The 18,693-nt window shown below is 58.2% G+C and carries 16 protein-coding genes and 1 pseudogene; 9 read left to right on the top strand and 8 right to left on the bottom strand.

The genetic code is table 11. From position 1 onward, the window contains the following. Positions 1–287 precede the first annotated feature (287 nt). The 8 genes and pseudogenes from accC to gcbA form a co-directional block, all read right to left on the bottom strand. A complete protein-coding gene (accC, locus tag LOY56_RS02975; RefSeq protein ID WP_258619748.1) occupies positions 288–1,646 on the bottom strand; it encodes an acetyl-CoA carboxylase biotin carboxylase subunit in 1,359 nt (452 codons plus the stop codon). Positions 1,647–1,663: 17 nt separating this feature from the next. Then, positions 1,664–2,125: an acetyl-CoA carboxylase biotin carboxyl carrier protein gene (gene accB, locus LOY56_RS02980; RefSeq protein ID WP_038978781.1), complete on the bottom strand. Its 462-nt coding sequence runs from the start codon at positions 2,123–2,125 to the stop codon at positions 1,664–1,666. A gap of 48 nt (positions 2,126–2,173) precedes the next feature. Then, positions 2,174–2,626 (bottom strand): type II 3-dehydroquinate dehydratase, encoded by a 453-nt coding sequence (aroQ, locus tag LOY56_RS02985; protein WP_258619761.1) that lies wholly within the window; start codon positions 2,624–2,626, stop codon positions 2,174–2,176. Between the two features lie 132 nt (positions 2,627–2,758). After that, the gene (locus tag LOY56_RS02990; protein ID WP_258619765.1) at positions 2,759–4,498 is read right to left on the bottom strand and encodes a protein-disulfide reductase DsbD; all 1,740 of its coding nucleotides are present in this window, start codon (positions 4,496–4,498) and stop codon (positions 2,759–2,761) included. Between the two features lie 207 nt (positions 4,499–4,705). Then, the gene (locus LOY56_RS02995) at positions 4,706–5,170 is read right to left on the bottom strand and encodes a hypothetical protein (protein WP_258619766.1); all 465 of its coding nucleotides are present in this window, start codon (positions 5,168–5,170) and stop codon (positions 4,706–4,708) included. After that, positions 5,148–5,486, bottom strand: coding sequence for a polymorphic toxin type 44 domain-containing protein (locus LOY56_RS03000; RefSeq protein ID WP_217855713.1), 339 nt, complete (start codon positions 5,484–5,486; stop codon positions 5,148–5,150). The genes LOY56_RS02995 and LOY56_RS03000 overlap by 23 nt, the downstream gene beginning before the upstream one ends. 171 nt (positions 5,487–5,657) lie before the next feature. Next, positions 5,658–6,164, bottom strand: a pseudogene (locus tag LOY56_RS26930) (methyl-accepting chemotaxis protein); the annotation flags it as partial. Between the two features lie 1,490 nt (positions 6,165–7,654). Further along, on the bottom strand, positions 7,655–9,325 hold the full coding sequence (gene gcbA, locus LOY56_RS03010; protein ID WP_258619796.1) for a diguanylate cyclase GcbA: 1,671 nt from the start codon (positions 9,323–9,325) through the stop codon (positions 7,655–7,657). A 324-nt stretch (positions 9,326–9,649) separates the two neighbouring features. Between gcbA and LOY56_RS03015 the strand changes: the two genes are divergently transcribed. The 9 genes from LOY56_RS03015 (at position 9,650) to speA (ending at position 18,552) form a co-directional block, all read left to right on the top strand. Beyond that, a complete protein-coding gene (locus LOY56_RS03015; protein WP_258619798.1) occupies positions 9,650–10,801 on the top strand; it encodes a DUF2515 family protein in 1,152 nt (383 codons plus the stop codon). Continuing rightward, a complete protein-coding gene (locus LOY56_RS03020) occupies positions 10,798–11,481 on the top strand; it encodes a hypothetical protein (protein WP_258619799.1) in 684 nt (227 codons plus the stop codon). The genes LOY56_RS03015 and LOY56_RS03020 overlap by 4 nt, the downstream gene beginning before the upstream one ends. 96 nt (positions 11,482–11,577) lie before the next feature. Further along, entirely contained in the window at positions 11,578–12,999 is a 1,422-nt protein-coding gene (locus tag LOY56_RS03025; protein ID WP_258615292.1) for an IS1182 family transposase, read from the top strand. A gap of 98 nt (positions 13,000–13,097) precedes the next feature. Further along, positions 13,098–13,604 carry an Hcp family type VI secretion system effector gene (locus LOY56_RS03030; RefSeq protein WP_258619801.1) on the top strand — a complete coding sequence of 169 codons (507 nt, stop codon included), beginning with the start codon at positions 13,098–13,100 and terminating at the stop codon, positions 13,602–13,604. After that, the gene (locus LOY56_RS03035; protein WP_258619803.1) at positions 13,601–14,077 is read left to right on the top strand and encodes a hypothetical protein; all 477 of its coding nucleotides are present in this window, start codon (positions 13,601–13,603) and stop codon (positions 14,075–14,077) included. Before LOY56_RS03030 ends, LOY56_RS03035 begins: the two co-directional genes overlap by 4 nt. A 151-nt stretch (positions 14,078–14,228) precedes the next feature. Further along, positions 14,229–15,296, top strand: a complete 1,068-nt coding sequence (locus tag LOY56_RS03040; RefSeq protein ID WP_258619805.1) for a DUF2333 family protein — start codon at positions 14,229–14,231, stop codon at positions 15,294–15,296. Between the two features lie 3 nt (positions 15,297–15,299). Further along, on the top strand, positions 15,300–15,869 hold the full coding sequence (locus LOY56_RS03045) for an NUDIX hydrolase (RefSeq protein ID WP_258619807.1): 570 nt from the start codon (positions 15,300–15,302) through the stop codon (positions 15,867–15,869). A gap of 178 nt (positions 15,870–16,047) precedes the next feature. Beyond that, the gene (locus LOY56_RS03050) at positions 16,048–16,419 is read left to right on the top strand and encodes a translation initiation factor Sui1 (RefSeq protein ID WP_007907444.1); all 372 of its coding nucleotides are present in this window, start codon (positions 16,048–16,050) and stop codon (positions 16,417–16,419) included. A gap of 219 nt (positions 16,420–16,638) precedes the next feature. Further along, positions 16,639–18,552 carry an arginine decarboxylase gene (speA, locus tag LOY56_RS03055; RefSeq protein ID WP_258619813.1) on the top strand — a complete coding sequence of 638 codons (1,914 nt, stop codon included), beginning with the start codon at positions 16,639–16,641 and terminating at the stop codon, positions 18,550–18,552. Positions 18,553–18,693 lie beyond the last annotated feature (141 nt).

Genomic DNA, 18,693 nt, shown 5'->3' on the forward strand with positions numbered 1-18,693 from the left:
GCGTGCTGCGAGAAGCGCGCAAGTTTACGCGAGCGCGAGGCAGAAGACGACCGTGTAGCCGCGCATCGGGAGTCATCCAATATCTGTGGCGAGGGAGCTTGCTCCCGCTGGAGCGCGAAGCGGTCCCAAAATGGCCGGTACGGATCTGTCTGGCACAACCCTGTTGAATGGTCTTGCGGTTGCTGTGCAACCGAGCGGGAGCAAGCTCCCTCGCCACAAGGGTGAAGCATTCAATCCCCAGAAACAACAAAGCCGCCCGAAGGCGGCTTTGTTGATCGGGCTAAAGCTTAATGCTTTTCGCCAGCCAGCTTATGCTCGAGGTAGTGAATGTTCACGCCTCCTTTGCAGAAGCCAGCATCACGGACCAGGTCGCGGTGCAGCGGGATGTTGGTCTTGATCCCGTCGACAACGATTTCGTCCAGCGCATTGCGCATGCGCGCCATGGCTTCGTCACGGGTTGCGCCGTAGGTGATCAGCTTGCCGATCAGCGAATCGTAGTTCGGCGGAACGGCATAGCCACTGTACAGGTGCGAATCGACGCGAACGCCGTTGCCGCCTGGCGCGTGGAAATGCTTGACCGTGCCTGGGCTAGGCATGAAGGTTTTCGGGTCTTCGGCGTTGATCCGGCATTCCAGCGCGTGACCGCGGATAACGACGTCATCCTGGGTGTACGACAACTTATTGCCAGCGGCGATGCTGAGCATCTCCTTGACGATGTCGATGCCGGTGACCATTTCCGAAACCGGGTGTTCTACCTGGACACGAGTGTTCATCTCGATGAAGTAGAAATGGCCGTTCTCGTACAGGAACTCGAAAGTGCCGGCGCCACGGTAGCCGATATCGATGCAAGCTCTGACGCAGCGGGCGAGAACTTCCTCGCGCGCATTCTCGTCGATGCCCGGTGCCGGTGCTTCTTCGAGAACCTTCTGGTGACGACGTTGCAGCGAGCAATCGCGGTCACCCAGATGGATGGCGTGCCCCTGTCCATCGGAAAGCACCTGAACTTCCACGTGACGTGGGTTGGTCAGGAATTTTTCCAGGTAGACCATCGGGTTGCCGAACGCTGCGCCCGCTTCGGAACGGGTCAGTTTCGCCGAGGCGATCAGGTCTTCTTCCTTGTGCACGACGCGCATGCCGCGACCACCGCCGCCGCCAGCGGCTTTGATGATCACCGGGTAACCGACTTCGCGACCAATGCGCAGAGCGGTTTCTTCGTCTTCAGGCAGTGGGCCGTCGGAACCCGGAACGGTTGGGACGCCAGCGGCGATCATGGCGTGCTTGGCCGATACCTTATCGCCCATCAGGCGAATGGTTTCGGCTTTCGGGCCAATGAACGCGAAGCCGGAGTTCTCGACCTGTTCGGCAAAGTCGGCGTTTTCCGCAAGGAAGCCGTAGCCTGGGTGGATGGCAGTAGCGCCAGTCACTTCAGCAGCGGCGATGATGGCCGGAATGTGCAGGTAAGAGTGCGCGGCCGAGGCCGGGCCGATGCAGACGGATTCGTCTGCCAGGCCCAGGTGCATCAGCTCTTTGTCGGCCTTGGAGTAAACGGCGACAGTCTTGATGCCCATCTCTTTGCAGGCACGCAGAATCCGCAGGGCAATCTCACCGCGGTTGGCGATCAGAACTTTTTCCAACTTCGCAGTCATCAAAGTTTCTCCGCGGTTCAAACGATGGTGAACAGCGGTTGGTCGTACTCAACCGGCTGGCCGTCTTCGACGAGGATGGATTCGATCACACCGCTGGCTTCAGCTTCGATGTGGTTCATCATCTTCATGGCTTCGACGATGCACAGAGTGTCGCCTTTCTTCACGGTCTGGCCGACTTCAACGAAGGACGGCGAGGACGGCGAAGATTTGCGATAGAAAGTGCCGACCATCGGCGAACGGGCAACGTTGCCGTTCAGCACTGGCGCAGCCGGAGCTGCAGGAGCAGCGGCGGCAACCGGAGCAGCAGCGACAGGCGCCGGCGCCGGAGCATGCATAGGAGCGGGAGCGTAGTACTGCTGAGCCGGCGTCTTGCTGTGACGGCTGATGCGTACGGACTCTTCGCCTTCCTTGATCTCGAGCTCGTCGATACCGGACTCTTCCAGCAATTCGATCAGTTTCTTAACTTTACGGATATCCATGAATCATCAACTCCCAAGGGTCGGTCAGGGGCGTTTAACGCTTGTTGTTCAAGTCGTTGCCTGTCTTTCAAGCTGCTCTAGTGCGGCCTCCAGGGCCAGTCGATAACCGCTGGCGCCAAGGCCGCAGATCACTCCCACCGCAACGTCGGAGAAGTAAGAGTGATGGCGGAAAGGTTCGCGTTTGTGCACGTTAGACAAATGCACTTCGATGAATGGGATGCTCACGGCCAGCAGCGCGTCACGTAATGCGACACTTGTATGTGTAAAAGCTGCTGGATTGATCAGAATGAAGTCCACACCTTCGCCGCGAGCAGCGTGGATGCGATCGATCAATTCGTACTCGGCGTTGCTTTGCAGGTAGAGCAAATGGTGGCCGGCATTGCGCGCCCGCTGTTCCAGATCCTGATTGATCTGCGCCAGCGTCGTTGCACCGTAGACGCCCGGTTCCCGGGTGCCGAGCAGGTTCAGGTTGGGGCCATGTAAAACCAATAGGGTCGCCATCTGCTGCTCCTTTGTCATCTGTGTGCAATTGTCAGAACTCGGTGACTATGCCGCAAAGTCTTTGTGACTGTCCAGTTCTAGGCAATAGCCAGCACGATGGCCGATGTTTACGCGAAATATGTGACCGGGTGATTAAATCCGGTCATTTGCTTTCGCAACACGTTCGGCGAAGTTTTTCGCGTTGATCTCGCCGATCACCCGTACATCGCTACGTTCGACGCCATCCTTGCCAAAAAACATCAGTGCCGGAGGGCCGAACAGCGTGTAGCGGTCGAGCAGGGCGCGTTGTTCGGCGTTGCTGGCGGTGATATCGAAACGGACCAATCGATAGCCTCTGAGGCTTTCAACAACATTGGCATCGTTGAGGACTTCGTGTTCGATGACTTTGCAACTGATGCACCAGTCGGCGTACCAGTCGAGCAGCAGTGGCGTACCGGAGGATTTGGCTTCGGCGAGGACGCGGTCCAGTTCGGCTGGAGTGGTAATGGTTTGCCAGTTGCCGGCGATTTGCGGTTGACCGTTGCCGGCGACAATGCGCGATTGGCCAATGGGATTGAGCGGATCGGTCTGGCCACTGAACGCGCCGTACCAACAGGCCAGGGCATAAAACAGCAGGAGCATCCCGAGCAATTGCCCCAGGCGTTTTCTCGGCGGTTTATAAACGAATTCCAGTGCTCCCATGAACAACCCGACACCACCGGCGAGCAAGCCGATCAACAGCAAGGTGATCTGGCCCGGCAATACCCGGCTGAGCAAAGCGATCGCCAGCCCTAGCAACAGCACCCCAATCGCGTTTTTCACGTAGATCAGCCACGGTCCGCTTTTCGGCAGCCAGGCCGCGCCGCCGGTCGCCACCAGCAACAGCGGCGCACCCATGCCCAAGCCGAGCATGAACAATTTCAATCCGCCGCCCAGAGCATCGCCGCTGGCGCTGATGTACAGCAGCGCGCCAGCCAGTGGTGCCGAGACACATGGCGAAACCAGCAGGCTCGACACCACGCCCAGCACCGCCGCGCCCCACAGTGAGCCGCCTTCGGTACGCCCGGCAATCCGGTCCAGGCGGCTGCTGATGGCGTAGGGCAGTTTCAGTTCGAAGACGCCAAACATGGCCAGGGCAAACACTGCGAAAAACATCGCGAACGGCACCAGCACCCAGGCCGACTGCAAGCGTGCCTGAAGATTGAGCTGTGCGCCGAACATTCCCATCAACGCCCCGAGCAACGCGAAACAAAGAGCCATCGGCAGTACGTAGGCCAGCGACAGATTAAAGCCGCGTAAACCACCGACCTGCCCGCGCAGGACCACCCCGGAGAGGATCGGCAGCATCGGCAGTACGCAGGGGGTGAAGGTCAGGCCAACACCTGCAAGGAAAAACAGCGCCAGTTCGCGCCAGTTCCAGGCAGTGGTCGCGGCGCCGCTGCCCTCAATGCTCAGGCGTTCGGTTTCGGGCGGGTAACACAGGCCTTTGTCGGCACAGCCCTGATAGGTCACGACCAGCGTAAAGGCGCGGGAATCGGTGCGCGGCAGGTCTATATCGAGAATGCCGTGGTAAACCTCGACATCGCCGAAGAACTCATCGTGCTTTTGTTCGCCCTTGGGCAGTTGCGCTGTACCGAGGCTAATGTCAGCCGGTTCGGCGCGAAACTGGAAGCGATGGCGGTAGAGGTAGTAACCCTCGGTGGCGACGAAGCGCAGCTTGATCGATTGCGGCGTGCTTTCTACCAGGCTCAACTTAAAGGCTTCGCGCACCGGCAGGAAGTCGGCGCTGTTGTTGATCGAACCCAGTGTGGAACTGGGCCGACTGTCCAGCAACCCGGCGGCAGAGGCCGGCAGGGCGAGCACTAAAAACAGCAGGCAGAGCAAACGGCGCATGACAATCTCGCGTATCGAAAGTGTGGGCATGATAGCGGACAGCGGCGGGGTGTGCAGGGCGGGGCATTTTGTGGTGGTTGTTCTGACGCCATCGCGGGCTTGCCCGCGATGGCGGTTTGTCAGACGCGGAAGGCCTGAACGGCGGTATGCACCGTCCACCCAGCACCAATAACTCTCCCCTTGCTCACGTCCCTTGCAGTGTTGAGCTTACTTAGTTGATTGATCGCTGGAGTGGTTGCACAAGTTGATTGTTACAGGGGTGTAATGGGGGCTGTTGGTATGCCGAAACAGCGTGCTGCTGTGATACTCGTAGACTTCCTGGTTGGTCGCTACATTGATGACCGAGCCTTGGACATTGACCTTTATGGCTGGATCTCGGGTGACGAGAAACGGACCGGCAGTCTTGAGTTCAGACGCTATTTGTTCGTCGGATGTCAGTTCGCGATAGACATAGTATCGATAGCTGAAGGGCACTGTTGCTCCGCCTCGATCATCCTTGACACCGTAGATGAAGCCATTTTCACCAAGGGGTAGTTTGAGTACTACATCGGTCAACACCGGGGTGCTGGAAGACATAAGCCATGTCCAGCCGATGTAAACCAGGCATACCGCCAGCAGGCAAGAGGTGACGATTGTGTATGCGGTTTTTTTAGTAGTTCCTGAACCGGGCATACCTGACTCCTTTTTTGATCCATTCCTGATCCGCAGGATCATCGCCAAAAGGAGCCTCGCTCCACCAGCTTCCAAATTCTACTTTTGTCGTTTTTGCCTGTGTCTGGGCAACACCGGCGGCACGTAACAGGACACTTTCGGAAAATCCCGCAGCAATCCCGGCCGCGCCGTAATTGAAATTACCGAAAGCCTCATAGTCAGGAGACAGTTTTTTGTAATCCCAAGGGCCGCGATTTCTGACCTGGGTATAGAACCAGGAGTAAATGAATGCGGATCCCTCTTTCAAAACTTTTTTCTTATGGAAGGCAACTGCCATGTTTTCCTCCACAGATACGCCAAGGGGCGAAGGCGGAACTATCACGGAGCACTCCTGTTGCGCGCACGATTAATTGAAGCGCGAAACCCTAGCATCAAAACGGCGACTAAAAACCATCGCATGGCTAAATAAGAGTTTTCATACAACAACTTAGGTGGCGCTCGGTAGCTCTTAGACGCGAAAGGCCTGAACGGCCGTATGCAACCGTCCACCCAGCACCAACAAGTTCTCCCCTTGTTCACGCCCCTCGCCGATGCGTAGCAAGTTATCCCCACCCAATTGGTGAATCCGTTCACTGTGATCGCGGATTTCGCTGACAGCGCCGCTCTGCTGGGCGGTGACATCGGCGATGCGCACGGCGGTGTCGGAAATGGTCTGGATCGCCCCGACGATTTTATCCAGCGCACCGTCGGCCGCCTGAGCCTGATTGGCCGTGGCTTCGGCATGTTCGACCTGAGCACGCATGCCTTCGACCGATTGCCGCGCGGCGGTTTGCAGGCCGGCGATCAGCGTCTGGATCTCGGCCGTGGCCCCGGCGGTGCGTTGCGCCAGTGAGCGAACCTCTTCGGCGACTACTGCAAACCCTCGGCCCATTTCTCCGGCGCGGGCCGCTTCGATGGCGGCGTTCAGGGCCAGCAGGTTGGTCTGGTCGGCAATCGAGCGGATCACCGTCAGTACGCCGCCGATGGTCGCCGACTCTTCGGCCAGATGTTCGATCATCTGTGCATTGCCTTGCACTTCACCCACCAGCGCATGCAGCCCGGTGAGGCTCAGGCCGATCACTTTCTGACCGTGTTCCACCGCAAGCCCTGCATGACGACTGGCATCGGCAGCCTGGCTGGCGTCACCGGCGACTTGCTGAATCGTCGCCTCAAGTTCACCGAGAGAATCGCGGATCAACGCGGTGTCGCCAACCTGATGCTCGGCGCCGCTGTGCAGGTCATTGCTCAATTCGGCCAACGTTCGGCTGCTGCCGGCGACTTGCTCGGCGTTGAGGCGAATGGTGCCTACCAGGTCGACCAGATAGGCGCGCAGGCGATTGAGCGAGGCTTGAATGTCATGCAGCTCGCGGTTGGTCGCGCCCAGTTGAATGTCGCGGCTGAAGTCACCTTCGGCCCAGGTCGACAACGCCGGGGCGAGGTTGGTCAGGGTTCGGGCCAGGCGTCGCTGCAAGGTATCGATGAGCAAGGCGATCAACAGGATCAGCCCGATCATCACCCCCTGCATCAGCCGCACTTCGCTCTGGATCTGCCCGTGCTGGGCGCGCACCACCGGTTCCAGCCCGGCGATGGACTGCTGCACGGCGGCGATTTGCAAATGTGTCGCGGTGCTGAGGTCGGCGCGTTTCTGGATCTGTTCGCGAGTGCGCGTCAGTTCAGCCGGGTAGCGGGTGAGCAGGCTGTTGAGTTCACGCTTGAGGCCGACACCGGCATCTTCGGCAACAGTTTTCCCGGTGTTCTCCAGTCCCATCATTACGGCGAAGTCATCGGTGTTCGATTCACTGCTGCTGGTCACGCCGAGTAGCGGCAAGGCGTTCAGTTGTTTGGCCTGTGTGCGGATATTGCTGACTTCGCGCTCGACATCGGCGGCCAGTTCGCTACGACCACTGCTGACCAGTTTTCCCCGAGCCAGCGACAGTTTGCCCAAGTGTTGGGAGGCAACGAGCAAGGGCGTCAGGTACGCCGCGTTGCCGCTGGCGTATTGGCTGAGCTGATCGAGGCTGGCGCCGAGTTCGCGTTCGGCTTGCAGCAGCAGCGCCTGCGGGTCGCCAGCGAGTTTCCCGGCAGCCAACAGGTCGGTTTTGCTGAATTCAGCCAGGTTCGACAGGCTGGGGCGCAAGGTCTCGGCCAATGCCGGTGGCAACTCACCGAGGTCCTTTTGCAAGGCGTCGAGGGCCTGGCTGGCGCTGCTCAGGCGCAGGGCATTGCCGCTGGCCAGGTAATCCTCGACGTTGCGCGCCACTTCATTTTGGAACTGCTGAGACAGGCCCAAGTAACGCTCCATCAACAGATAGGGGCGTTCCAGGGCTTTTTGCGACCACCAGAGCGTGGCGCCAAGGGCCACGCACACGGCGACCAAAAGGAGGGTATTGAGATTGGTCAACAGCTTCAGGCGCATCAGATCTACCAACGGCAGAATGGTAAGTGCCTGAACTTATTGCGTTTCTGTTACAGAGTTATGACCGAATCGGTCGATTCCGATGAAAAAGTGGCACTTTGCTTTGACTCCAGCGCGGCTTGTACGCGGTTACGTCCGGCATTCTTGGCACGGTACAGCGCTTCGTCAGCCTGGCTCGCCATCATCAGGCTGTCGGAGTCTTCGTGCAGTTCGACGACGCCGGCGCTAAAGGTGCACCAGAGGTCCTGAGGCTGAGCCGGGTAGTGAATTTCGGCAAAGCGCTGACGGATTTCATTGAGCACCTTGTAGGCTGATTCGATATCAGTGTCCGGCATGACGATGGCGAACTCTTCACCGCCATAACGGCCGATGAAATCGGTCTTGCGCAACCGTTGCTTGAGGAACAGCGCCAGGCTCTTGATCACCCGGTCGCCCATGGGATGGCCGTGGCTATCGTTGACCCGTTTGAAGTGGTCGATATCGAGCATCGCAAAGCTCAGCGGCTTGCTTTCGCGACGGGCGCGGAATGAACAGTCTTCGAGCAATTGCAGAATGTGGGTGTGGTTATACAAACCGGTCAGGCTGTCACGCACCATCCGCGCCTTCAGATTGCGCGCCCGCGCCGCGCGGTTGCGTACGGTGGTGATCAGGTGCCGTGGTTTGATCGGCTTGGTCAGGAAGTCGTCGCCGCCCTCGCTCATGGCGTCGAGCTGCTTGTCCAGGTCGTCTTCGGCCGACAGATAAATGATCGGCACGCTGACATAGCGGTCGTTATGCCGGATCACTTTGGCCAGTTCAGTACCGGTGCAGGCCGGCATGTACATGTCGAGGATGATCAGGTCCGGCTGGAAATCCGCCAGTTCGGCCATGGCCTGGATCGGTTCGATCAAGGTTCGCGTGACGATCCCGGCGCTGTTGAGCAGGCGTTCGGTGTGCAAGGCCTGGGCGCGGGAGTCGTCGATGATCAGCACTTTATAAGGTTCGTACTGGGCGACGCAGGTCAGGACTTCGATCTTTTCCAGCAGGCTTGAAGCTTCGAGAGTGCCGGTGAGGAATTCCTGGCCACCGGCGCGCACGGCGGCGAGGCGCGTCGGGGTATCGGTCTCGTGCAAGCTGAAAAACAGCAGCGGCAAAGGCTGGTCGAGGCCCTCCTGGGCTTCGGCCGCCAGTTTCAGACCGATGCCGGTGCCACTGAAATCGACGTCCATGACAATCGCCGCCGGCAAACGCTCGACCATCGAGGAGCGGAATGCGGCGACACTGTCGAGGGATTGAGCGCTGAGCCCGAAGAATTCAAGTTGTTTGGCCAGCCGCTCGGCCCGGTCATGATCCTGCAGCATCACGTAGATCGGCTTGCGCAGCGGCGGCAGAAAGGTTTGCTCGAGCTGATCACCATGACGCAGGCCGGTGCGGGACAGACGCTGCATCAGGCGATTGAGGTCGGTGATCAGTCCGCTGCTCAGACGTCCGCGGTTGGCGTCCACCGCTTCCAGCGACTGGCCGATGTGGCGCGCCAGTTGGGTGTGTTCCGGTTGTTCGAAACGTTCGGCAAAGCGCAGCAGGCGCAGATTGGCCTCACTCAGCTCCGACAGGTCGGTGGTGGACCATTCGTTGCGTTGCAGGCGTTGCCATATCTCAAGAATCTGACGTGCCTGATGAATTACCCGCTGGGCAAAGTGGTGCTTGAGGCGCTCACGGCTGGGGTCTTCTGGCTCGGTCATATCCTGACTACTAGTTAGGGTGCATGCTGAGATCGACTGGTGGCTCTATGCTAGCACCTCTTTTCGATCGCATGAGTGTCGTATGTTAATAATCTGCAAAGCGACTTCATTCAGTTTCTGACTAGATGGTCTGAATGGACTTGTCTGAAATCTGAATATGCCCGTGCATTGGGTCCTTCAGGATTTTTCCTCTTGGGTTTTACGTAACGTCCTTACGACCAGCGAGTTTTGTCTGTCAGGGATTTCTGATTTTTTGCGGACTTGATTCGGACGGGTTTTCGGCTGGTAGGGTTCAGGGATTCCCTTAGATGCCACCCACAAATCATGACCCAGTGTTTCAAAGAACAACCCTGCGATGAGCAGCGCCTGAACCAGAACAGCAGACCTGTTGCTGACTGTGAATGCAAAGAGGTGCGGCTTTATGGCAGCAAGACGCTTGTTACCGACGTGCCGATTCTTACGTGCTCATGCCTGTGGCGTCGCTACCAGCGCGAGGCGGAAGAAATCGTCGCACCTGATGGTGTACTGATTGCCGACCCGGTAGAGCGCAACCGCGTGATCAATGCTGCGTACGCCCGATTGTGGCTGCATGACTCAAGGTTTCAGTGGGCTGGGCTGGCGGCGTTTGCCTCAAAGCAGGTCGGTTGTGGGTTGTTGCATGCGGCAGACAGTATTGAATTCATTCGCGAGGAGCATGAGGCGCGGCAGCGTTTACGGGAAAGCCGGCGTGAGTCAGGGTTGTTGACTCGGGACAGGATGGCCGAGCAGGCGGATGAATTGGATGACTATAAAGAAGCCGACTCGCGTAATCCGGTGCCCTCTGTGGATTTCCGTTCACAAGGGGAGGACTTGTCGCTAGTTCAACAACAGTTCCGGCATGTGCACGACATGATGGCGCTGGGCAATACCACGTTGTTTTTGGATGTCTTTCCGTTGCATGAGTTTTATGCGAAGCGTGGGTTGAAGGAGTTGAAGCAGTGCCTGAAGACGCGGGCGGGGATTTATGGGCATTCGAAGTTTCCGGTGCTTTGGCCGGTGGAGCAGAAAAAACTACAGTTCGGGCTGGCCTACACGGAAATTTTGCTGGCTTTTGAGGCTATAGAGGCTGGGAACATAGCCGAGAGCGTGGTGTATCTGGCGTGGCATGAGCAGAAAAACATCCTGCAGCCGGTCATCTACGAAGACCGCCAACTGGGGGCGTTGCTGCGTGGCAATCATGCTGCCTACGTCACAGGCTTTCCTTCAGGTGTGGCCCAGGCGATCGAGTTGACGCTCACCAGTCAATGCCAGCGCGTGGAGGACGGGCGCACCATCGGTTTTGGCAATAACCCGCTGGCGGACTTGTCAGATATCAAGCAGCGAATGGCCTTCGTGCTCCAGGCCGCGAGACGATTTGATCAACTGCTCAACGACCACCAGCATAGTGTCCTGGAGCAGTCGATCAGCGAGATAGCATCGCGTGGTGCAAGCATATGAAGCTACGGCCATGGCTGTTTGGCAGGCGTTGTGGCGCATGGCTGCTGGTTCTGGCGGTCCTAGTGCTGGTCGCCAAACATCAGCTGACGCAGCCTCTGTGGGACGAGCCTGAAGTCGTTGTTGAGCTGGGAGGGACGTATGAAGACCTGAGCAGAAACTCTTCTGTCACTGTTACTTCGCCGATACGCGGGCACATCACCTACGGCATTCCCAAGGCCGACGCAAGGTTGCGATTCGTCGATCCGCAGTTCGGGTTCATCACGCCTGCGGCGCGTTTTTTTACGCTCGGTTATAACGACAATGTCATTTACAGCCTCCGCATGTCCCCACAGATCGAACCGCTCCTGATTGATGACGCGCTTAAAGTAGTTCTCGACCTGCAAGACCAATGGCGTGCTAAAGGTTGGGTGGCGAAGGGGCTGCGAAACAATCCCACAATCGTCGATACACCTGAATGGCGGGCCTACCTGCGCAAAGGAATTCTCGCAGGGATAACCTACTGGCAAGCCGACGACAAGTATCAGGTCATGCTGGTCCTGGCTCGCTTCGAGGATTACCGAAATCCGACTGAAGAGCGCTACCTCATCACCCTCGCACTTGCCAAACCCTGGACGCCCTTCGACGACATCGAAGACATGTACGACGAACCCAGTCACTTCCCCGCCCCGCAACCCAACTAAAAAGGAGCCCCACCATCAGACTGTGTGAAAACCTAGCCATTTGCGCAGCGATTCAAGAAAATGCCCCATCATTGAAAGATACGGGGCATTTTTGCTGTGGCGTATATCCAAGGTGAACCACGAAACCAGACCAGTCTATTCCCGGTTTCTCTGGAAGATTTAATACCTGAAGATCATCTCGTTCGCGTGATTGACGCCTATGTCGCAGGACTGGATCTTGTTCAATTGGGCTTCGGCAGGGCAACTCCCAAAGGCACAGGACGTCCCTCTTACGATCCTGCCGACCAGCTCAAACTGTATCTCTACGGCTATTTCCAGCGGATTCGCTCCTCGCGCCGACTTGAAGCCGAGTGCCAACGCAACGTCGAAGTCATGTGGCTGATCAATCGACTCAAGCCCGACTTTAAAACCATTGCCGACTTTCGTCGGGACAACAAAACCGCGTTCATTGCCACGTGCCGGGCCTTTGTCCAATTCTGCCGCGCGGTCGGTTTGATTGCGGGCGACCTGGTTGCCATCGATGGCAGTAAATTTCGGACGGTGGCGTCTGCACGACGGCATCTGAATCTCAAACAGCTCAAGCTCCAGGAGGAAAAGCTGGACAAGCGCATTGCCCAGTATCTGGTGCAGCTGGATGAGGCCGACAAGGACGAGGCGGGTGAAACGGTTGATCGCAGCGCGATCAAAACCGCGCTGGCGCGACTTGAAGACAAGCAGTCGAATAACCGGACTTGCCAGGCTTTGATGAAGTCTATGGATCTGGAGCAGTTCAACGCTCACGAAAGCGATGCTCGAATGATGCGCACCGCCAAAGGTCCGCGAGTTGCTTACAACGTGCAAACGGCGGTGGACGCTGAACACTGCCTGATCCTGCACCATGCAGTGACTCAGGATGGCGACGATCGGCGTCAGTTGGAGCCGATGGCCAAGGAGGCCAAAGAACAGTTGCAGCAGCCAGAGCTGACCGTGACGGCTGACGCCGGCTACTCCAATGGCCAGCAATTCCAGGCATGTGAAGACGCCAACATCACGGCTTATGTGCCGCCCAGCCGATCAAAGAACTCCAGCCGCAAAGGTAAGGATTTTTTCGACCGAAAAGACTTTGTTTACGACGTAGAGCACGACCATTACCAATGCCCTGCCGGCCAATTACTGACACTCAAGCAATTGCACAACGGCAATCGTGAGTACCAGGCCATCAAGGATTGCACCTCCTGTGCATTAAAAGCACAGTGCACCGATGCGCCTCGTCGGTATGTCTCGCGGCATGCAAACGAAGATGCCTTTGAGCGCATGGGGCAACGGATGCGGGCACATCCAGAGATGATGGTCAGCCGAAGATCCATCGTTGAACACCCTTTCGGCAACCTCAAACAATGGCTGTTCGGCAACGGCCGCTTCCTGCTGCGTCAATTGGAAGGCGCGAGAGCGGAAATGGCGCTGGCGATAAACGCCTACAACCTCAAAAGAGTGATTAATGTGCTGGGAGCACGTCAACTGATGGCGTTAATGGGCTGAATAGCCTTTTTTCGTCTGCTTCCCGCAAAGAGCAAACGCCCCGAACAAGCCGTGGCGTTTGCTTGGGCCGCGATTACTGCGTTTTCACACAGTCTGCCATGCCAACTCCCGCCTTCATGACCCTCCACGGCAAACGACAAGGCTTGATCAGCGCCGGGGCTTTCACCGAGGCATCGGTGGGCAACGTCTACCAATTGGGGCGCGAGGACCAGATCATGATTCAGGCTCTCAGCCATGGCATTTTCGTGCCCAAAGGGTCGGGTGCGGGACGCCGGATGCACAAGCCCTTGGTCATCACCAAGGCCATCGACAAGGCGTCGCCGCTGATCAACATCGCTCTGTGCTCCGGGGAGTTGCTCAGCAAGTGCCGCGTCGAGTGGTATCGCACCTCGGCTCAGGGAATGCAGGAGCATTTCTACACGATGGAGCTGGAAGACGCGGTGATCATCGGCGCCGAAGTGCTGATGCCGCATTGCCAGGATCCGGGCACTGCTTACCTAACTCAATTGGAGAAGGTCCACTTCAGTTACCGACGGATCTATTGGCGGCATGAGATCAGCCGAACCATGGGCTCTGACGAATGGAGCGCCGAGGAGCAGGGATGAGGCTCGTCAAGGAGTTTCATCTGTCCGCGTGGGAGCGCCAACATGCTTGTTCCAGTGAGCAAGCACTGGATCACGTGCGTCAGGCATTGCTCGATAGGCAACCCATCGAAGGCCTGGACGAGTTGCGTGCCGGTCTGCTGATCAATATCGACAGCGAGGTGCTGGAGCAGGTCGAGCGTGGCGAGTGGTGGCTGATCCGTGCTGAGGCCGACTTTGGCGATTGGGCGGTGCCGGCACGTACATTCGACCAGACGGTCATCGAGTTGATGAAAAATCCGCCGGTTCAGCCCTCGCGATCGCCAAGAATCTTCCGTCTCGTCGACAGCCTGACGGGCGAGCCACTGACGCAGCAGCCGTACATCGTGACTGTGGACGGGCAGACGACCCAACGTAAAACCGACGGCGAGGGCATCGCTCACCTTTTTGCGCCGGCTGAGGTACGGGAGATTTCAATGAAAGTCATTTGCGTTTAGCGCGGGTGGATGCTTGAGTTCATTGGCAATGGCTGCCGCAGGTTCGGGCAGTAATTTTCGGGATAAGCCCAACGGCAGGTGCCGGTCAAAGGCACGTTGTTGTATGGTTGTGGTCGTACCGATGAACTCAAGTGATTGAAAGGATACCGCCATGCTGGACTGGAAGAACCGCACAGGCAGCGCGCCTGAGCGTGCCGCTGAACCGAAATCGGCCACCCGCAGTTATTTGGGCGGCCTGTTGTTCAGCCGGGCGCTGGCCACTCTGATTGTTCTTTACCTGTTGGTGACGATTGCGCTGGGCTGGTACTGGAGCCAGGAGCCGGCGCTGTTCCCGGTTCAGCAGAATGCCCAAATGGCGGCCGAGAAAGAAGGCAAGCAGATGGTTGTCGGGTACACCACGGTGGAAACCCTCAAGACCGTTGCCGGTACTTTGCTGACCAAACCGGGTGGTTATATTTCCAACGACCGTTTTCCGCCGGGCCTGTGGATGGACAACATGCCGAGCTGGGAATATGGCGTGCTGGTCCAGGTCCGCGACCTGAGCCGTGCGCTGCGTAAAGACTTCGCCCGTTCCCAGTCGCAGTCCGCCGAAGACGCCGACCTGGCCAAGGCCGAGCCGCGTTTCAACTTCGACAACAAGAGCTGGGTGCTGCCGTCCAGTGAGTCCGAGTACCAGGAAGGCATCAATTCCCTGAGCCGCTATCAGGCGCGTCTGTCGGGGCCTGACCAGAAAAGCGCGCTGTTTTATGCCCGCGCCGACAACCTGAACAACTGGCTGGGTGATGTCGGAACCCGTTTGGGTTCGCTGTCGCAACGGCTGTCGGCCAGTGTTGGCCGGGTCAAGCTCAACACCGCGCTGAAAACCGAAGTCCCGGCGCTCGGTCAGGTGCCGCAGGTTGACGAAGAAGTCGTCGAAACCCCGTGGCTGCAGATCGATAACGTGTTTTACGAAGCCCGCGGTCAAGCCTGGGCATTGTCCCACCTGCTGCGTGCCATCGAAGTCGATTTCGCCGATGTGTTGGCGAAGAAAAACGCCACGGTCAGCGTGCGCCAGATCATTCGTGAGCTGGAAGCCTCGCAAGAACCGGTCTGGAGCCCGATGATCCTCAACGGCAGCGGCTTCGGTGTGTTGGCCAACCACTCGCTGGTCATGGCCAATTACATCTCCCGGGCCAACGCCGCGGTGATCGATTTGCGTCAGTTGCTCAATCAGGGCTGAGTCATGGTTGATAGCTCCATCGATGACATGCGTGAGGCCGCCCATCGTGCGGCCTCCGATGCCGAACAGATCGCCTGGGTCGACGAGCAGGACAACCTGCTCGGCGCGCTGGTGCGCTCCGAGCTGCGCGAACGCGAGCTGATCGGACGCGGCACCTACATCATGCTGTTCAATTCTGCCGGTGAACTGTGCGTACACCGACGTACCCTGAGCAAAGCGATATACCCCGGTTACTGGGACGTGGCGGCCGGCGGCATGGTGCTGGCCACCGAGACTTACGCCGAATCGGCGGCCCGGGAGCTGGAAGAAGAACTGGGCGTGAGCGGCGTGGAACTGACCGCCCATGATCACTTTTTCTTCGAAGACACCGGCAACCGACTCTGGTGTTCGGCGTTTTCGGCGGTGTGGGACGGCCCGTTGATCCTGCAGCCGGAAGAAGTGCTTGAAGCGCGCTTCATCCCGATTGATCAGGTGATGCTGGAAATTGAGCAAAAGCCTTACTGCCCGGACTCTTTGGCCGCCTTGAAGCGTTATTTGAAGGCTCAACAAAGCAGCGTCGCAAAGAAGGCATAAATTGGCGCCGATTGGCTCTTAGCAAGTCGGCTTTTTGCCGTTACACTGCGCGACCTTTTCAAACTGAACCGGCAGTGCCCGGCTCAGTAGCGCTGCCCCTGCCTGAGTGGGGCTTCGCGGTCGATGGCTCCCTCCCGGGTTGCCGCGACCAGTCTTTGTCCTCCCAAGAGGATTGCCGGTGGCCAAAAAAGCCGCATCCTTCGCCGCCCTTGGTGGCCTGGTATTTTCCACCGACGCAGGTCGTCATTGCCCGGATTGCAGTCAGCCGGTGGATGCCTGCATCTGCAAACAAACCGTTATCCCGGCCGGCGACGGCATCGCTCGCGTGCGTCGCGAAAGCAAGGGCCGTGGCGGCAAGACGGTGACCACCATCACCGGCGTGCCGTTGGCCGAAGACGCGCTCAAGGACCTGGCCACCACGTTGAAAAAACGTTGCGGGACTGGTGGGGCGTTGAAGGACGGAATCATCGAAATCCAGGGCGATCATGTCGAGCTACTCTTGGCCGAGCTGATCAAACACGGTTTCAAGGCGAAGAAATCCGGCGGCTAGCAGCCTCTGTGAAAACCACCCGCGGCTTGATCCAGTCCCGATTCCTTCTGGTCTGGCGTCGTCTCCATGGTTTTCACAGAGCCTGTTCATGACCGGTTTCTAAACTCACTGCGGTCAGCGAGGTCTACCCCCTCGTTGACGAACCGTCATTTTCATTCTTTAGACTGCGCCGGCCTGAACTTAAGGCGACGCTCTATGACTTCTTTATAGGGGACTTCGATGTCCGTACGACGCACACGCAAAGACGATGGCAGCCAATGGACAGTTGCGGACAGCCGCAGTGTTTACGGGATTCGCCATTGGGGGGCCGGGTATTTCGCGATCAATGACGCCGGTCGCGTCGAAGTTCGTCCGAACGGCCCGACCAGTTCGCCTATCGACCTCTTCGAGCAAGTCGACCAACTGCGCAAAAGCGGTTTGTCCTTGCCGTTGCTGGTGCGTTTCCCCGACATCCTGCAAGACCGCGTACGCCAGTTGACCGGTGCGTTCGACGCCAACATCGAGCGTCTGGAATACCAGAGCAAGTACACCGCGTTGTACCCGATCAAGGTCAACCAGCAAGAAGCGGTGATCGAAAACATCATCGCTACCCAGGACGTATCGATCGGTCTGGAAGCCGGCTCCAAGCCTGAGTTGCTCGCCGTTCTGGCGTTGGCACCGAAGGGCGGCACCATCGTCTGCAACGGTTACAAGGACCGCGAGTTCATCCGTCTGGCACTGATGGGCCAGAAGCTTGGCCACAACGTGTTCATTGTGATCGAGAAAGAATCCGAAGTCGGTCTGGTGATCGAAGAATCGGCGGCGCTCAAGGTCAAGCCGCAGGTCGGCCTGCGCGTGCGTCTGTCGTCCCTGGCGTCGAGCAAGTGGGCAGACACCGGGGGTGAAAAATCCAAGTTCGGCCTGTCGGCGGCGCAACTGCTGTCGGTGGTCGAGCGTTTCCGTGCTGCTGGCCTGGACCAGGGCATTCGCCTGTTGCACTTCCACATGGGATCGCAGATCGCCAACCTGGCGGACTACCAGCACGGCTTCAAGGAAGCGATCCGTTATTACGGCGAACTGCGTAACCTTGGCCTGCCGGTGGATCACATCGACGTCGGCGGTGGTCTGGGCGTGGACTACGACGGTACTCACTCGCGTAACGCCAGTTCGATCAACTACGACATGGACGATTACGCCGGTGTCGTGGTCGGGATGCTCAAGGAGTTCTGCGACGCGCAGAGCCTGCCGCACCCGAACATCTTCTCCGAAAGCGGCCGCTCCCTGACCGCTCACCACGCCATGCTGGTGGTACAGGTAACCGACGTCGAGAAACATAATGACGACGTGCCGAAGATCGATAGCAAGGAAGAACTGCCGGAAACCGTGCAGTGGCTGGTTGACCTGCTCGGCCCGACCGACATCGAAATGGTCACCGAGACTTACTGGCGCGCCACGCACTACATGAGCGATGTGGCCACTCAATACGCCGATGGCAAGCTGACCCTGGCGCAAAAAGCCCTGGCCGAGCAATGCTACTTCGCTGTTTGCCGCCGCTTGCACAACTCGTTGAAAGCCCGTCAACGTTCCCATCGTCAGGTGCTCGACGAACTCAACGACAAGCTGGCCGACAAGTACATCTGCAACTTCTCGGTATTCCAGAGCCTGCCGGACACCTGGGCCATCGGCCAGGTCCTGCCGATCCTGCCGCTGCACCGTCTCGACGAAGAGCCGCTGCGCCGTGCCGTGCTGCAAGACCTGACCTGCGACTCCGACGGCAAGATCAAGCAGTACGTCGACGAGCAGAGCATCGAGACCAGCTTGCCGGTGCACGGTCTGAATGAAGGTGAAGACTATCTGCTGGGGATTTTCCTGGTGGGCGCCTACCAGGAAATTCTCGGCGACATGCACAACCTGTTCGGTGACACCGACTCGGTGAACATCTACCAGAACGCCGACGGCAGCGTGTACCACGCCGGTATCGAAACCCACGACACCATCGAAGACATGCTGCGTTACGTGCACTTGTCGCCGGAAGAGCTGATGACCCACTACCGCGACAAGTGCGCCAGTGCCCGCATCAGCGCCGCCGAGCGCACCCAGTTCCTCGATGCCTTGCGTCTGGGCCTGACCCGTTCGTCTTACCTGTCTTCTTGAGGTAAGGCTCCGTTCTCATCGGGTTGTCTGAAAATTCTCCATACGTTGGGGAAATTTCAGATGACCTGGTGCGACACTTCTTTCTTTTCAAGCGAAATGACCCACAGACCGGGCTATCCAAGCGATGTGGTCTTCTTTTCT

Origin of the sequence: Pseudomonas sp. B21-048 (assembly GCF_024748615.1) — a bacterium.
Taxonomy (GTDB): domain Bacteria; phylum Pseudomonadota; class Gammaproteobacteria; order Pseudomonadales; family Pseudomonadaceae; genus Aquipseudomonas.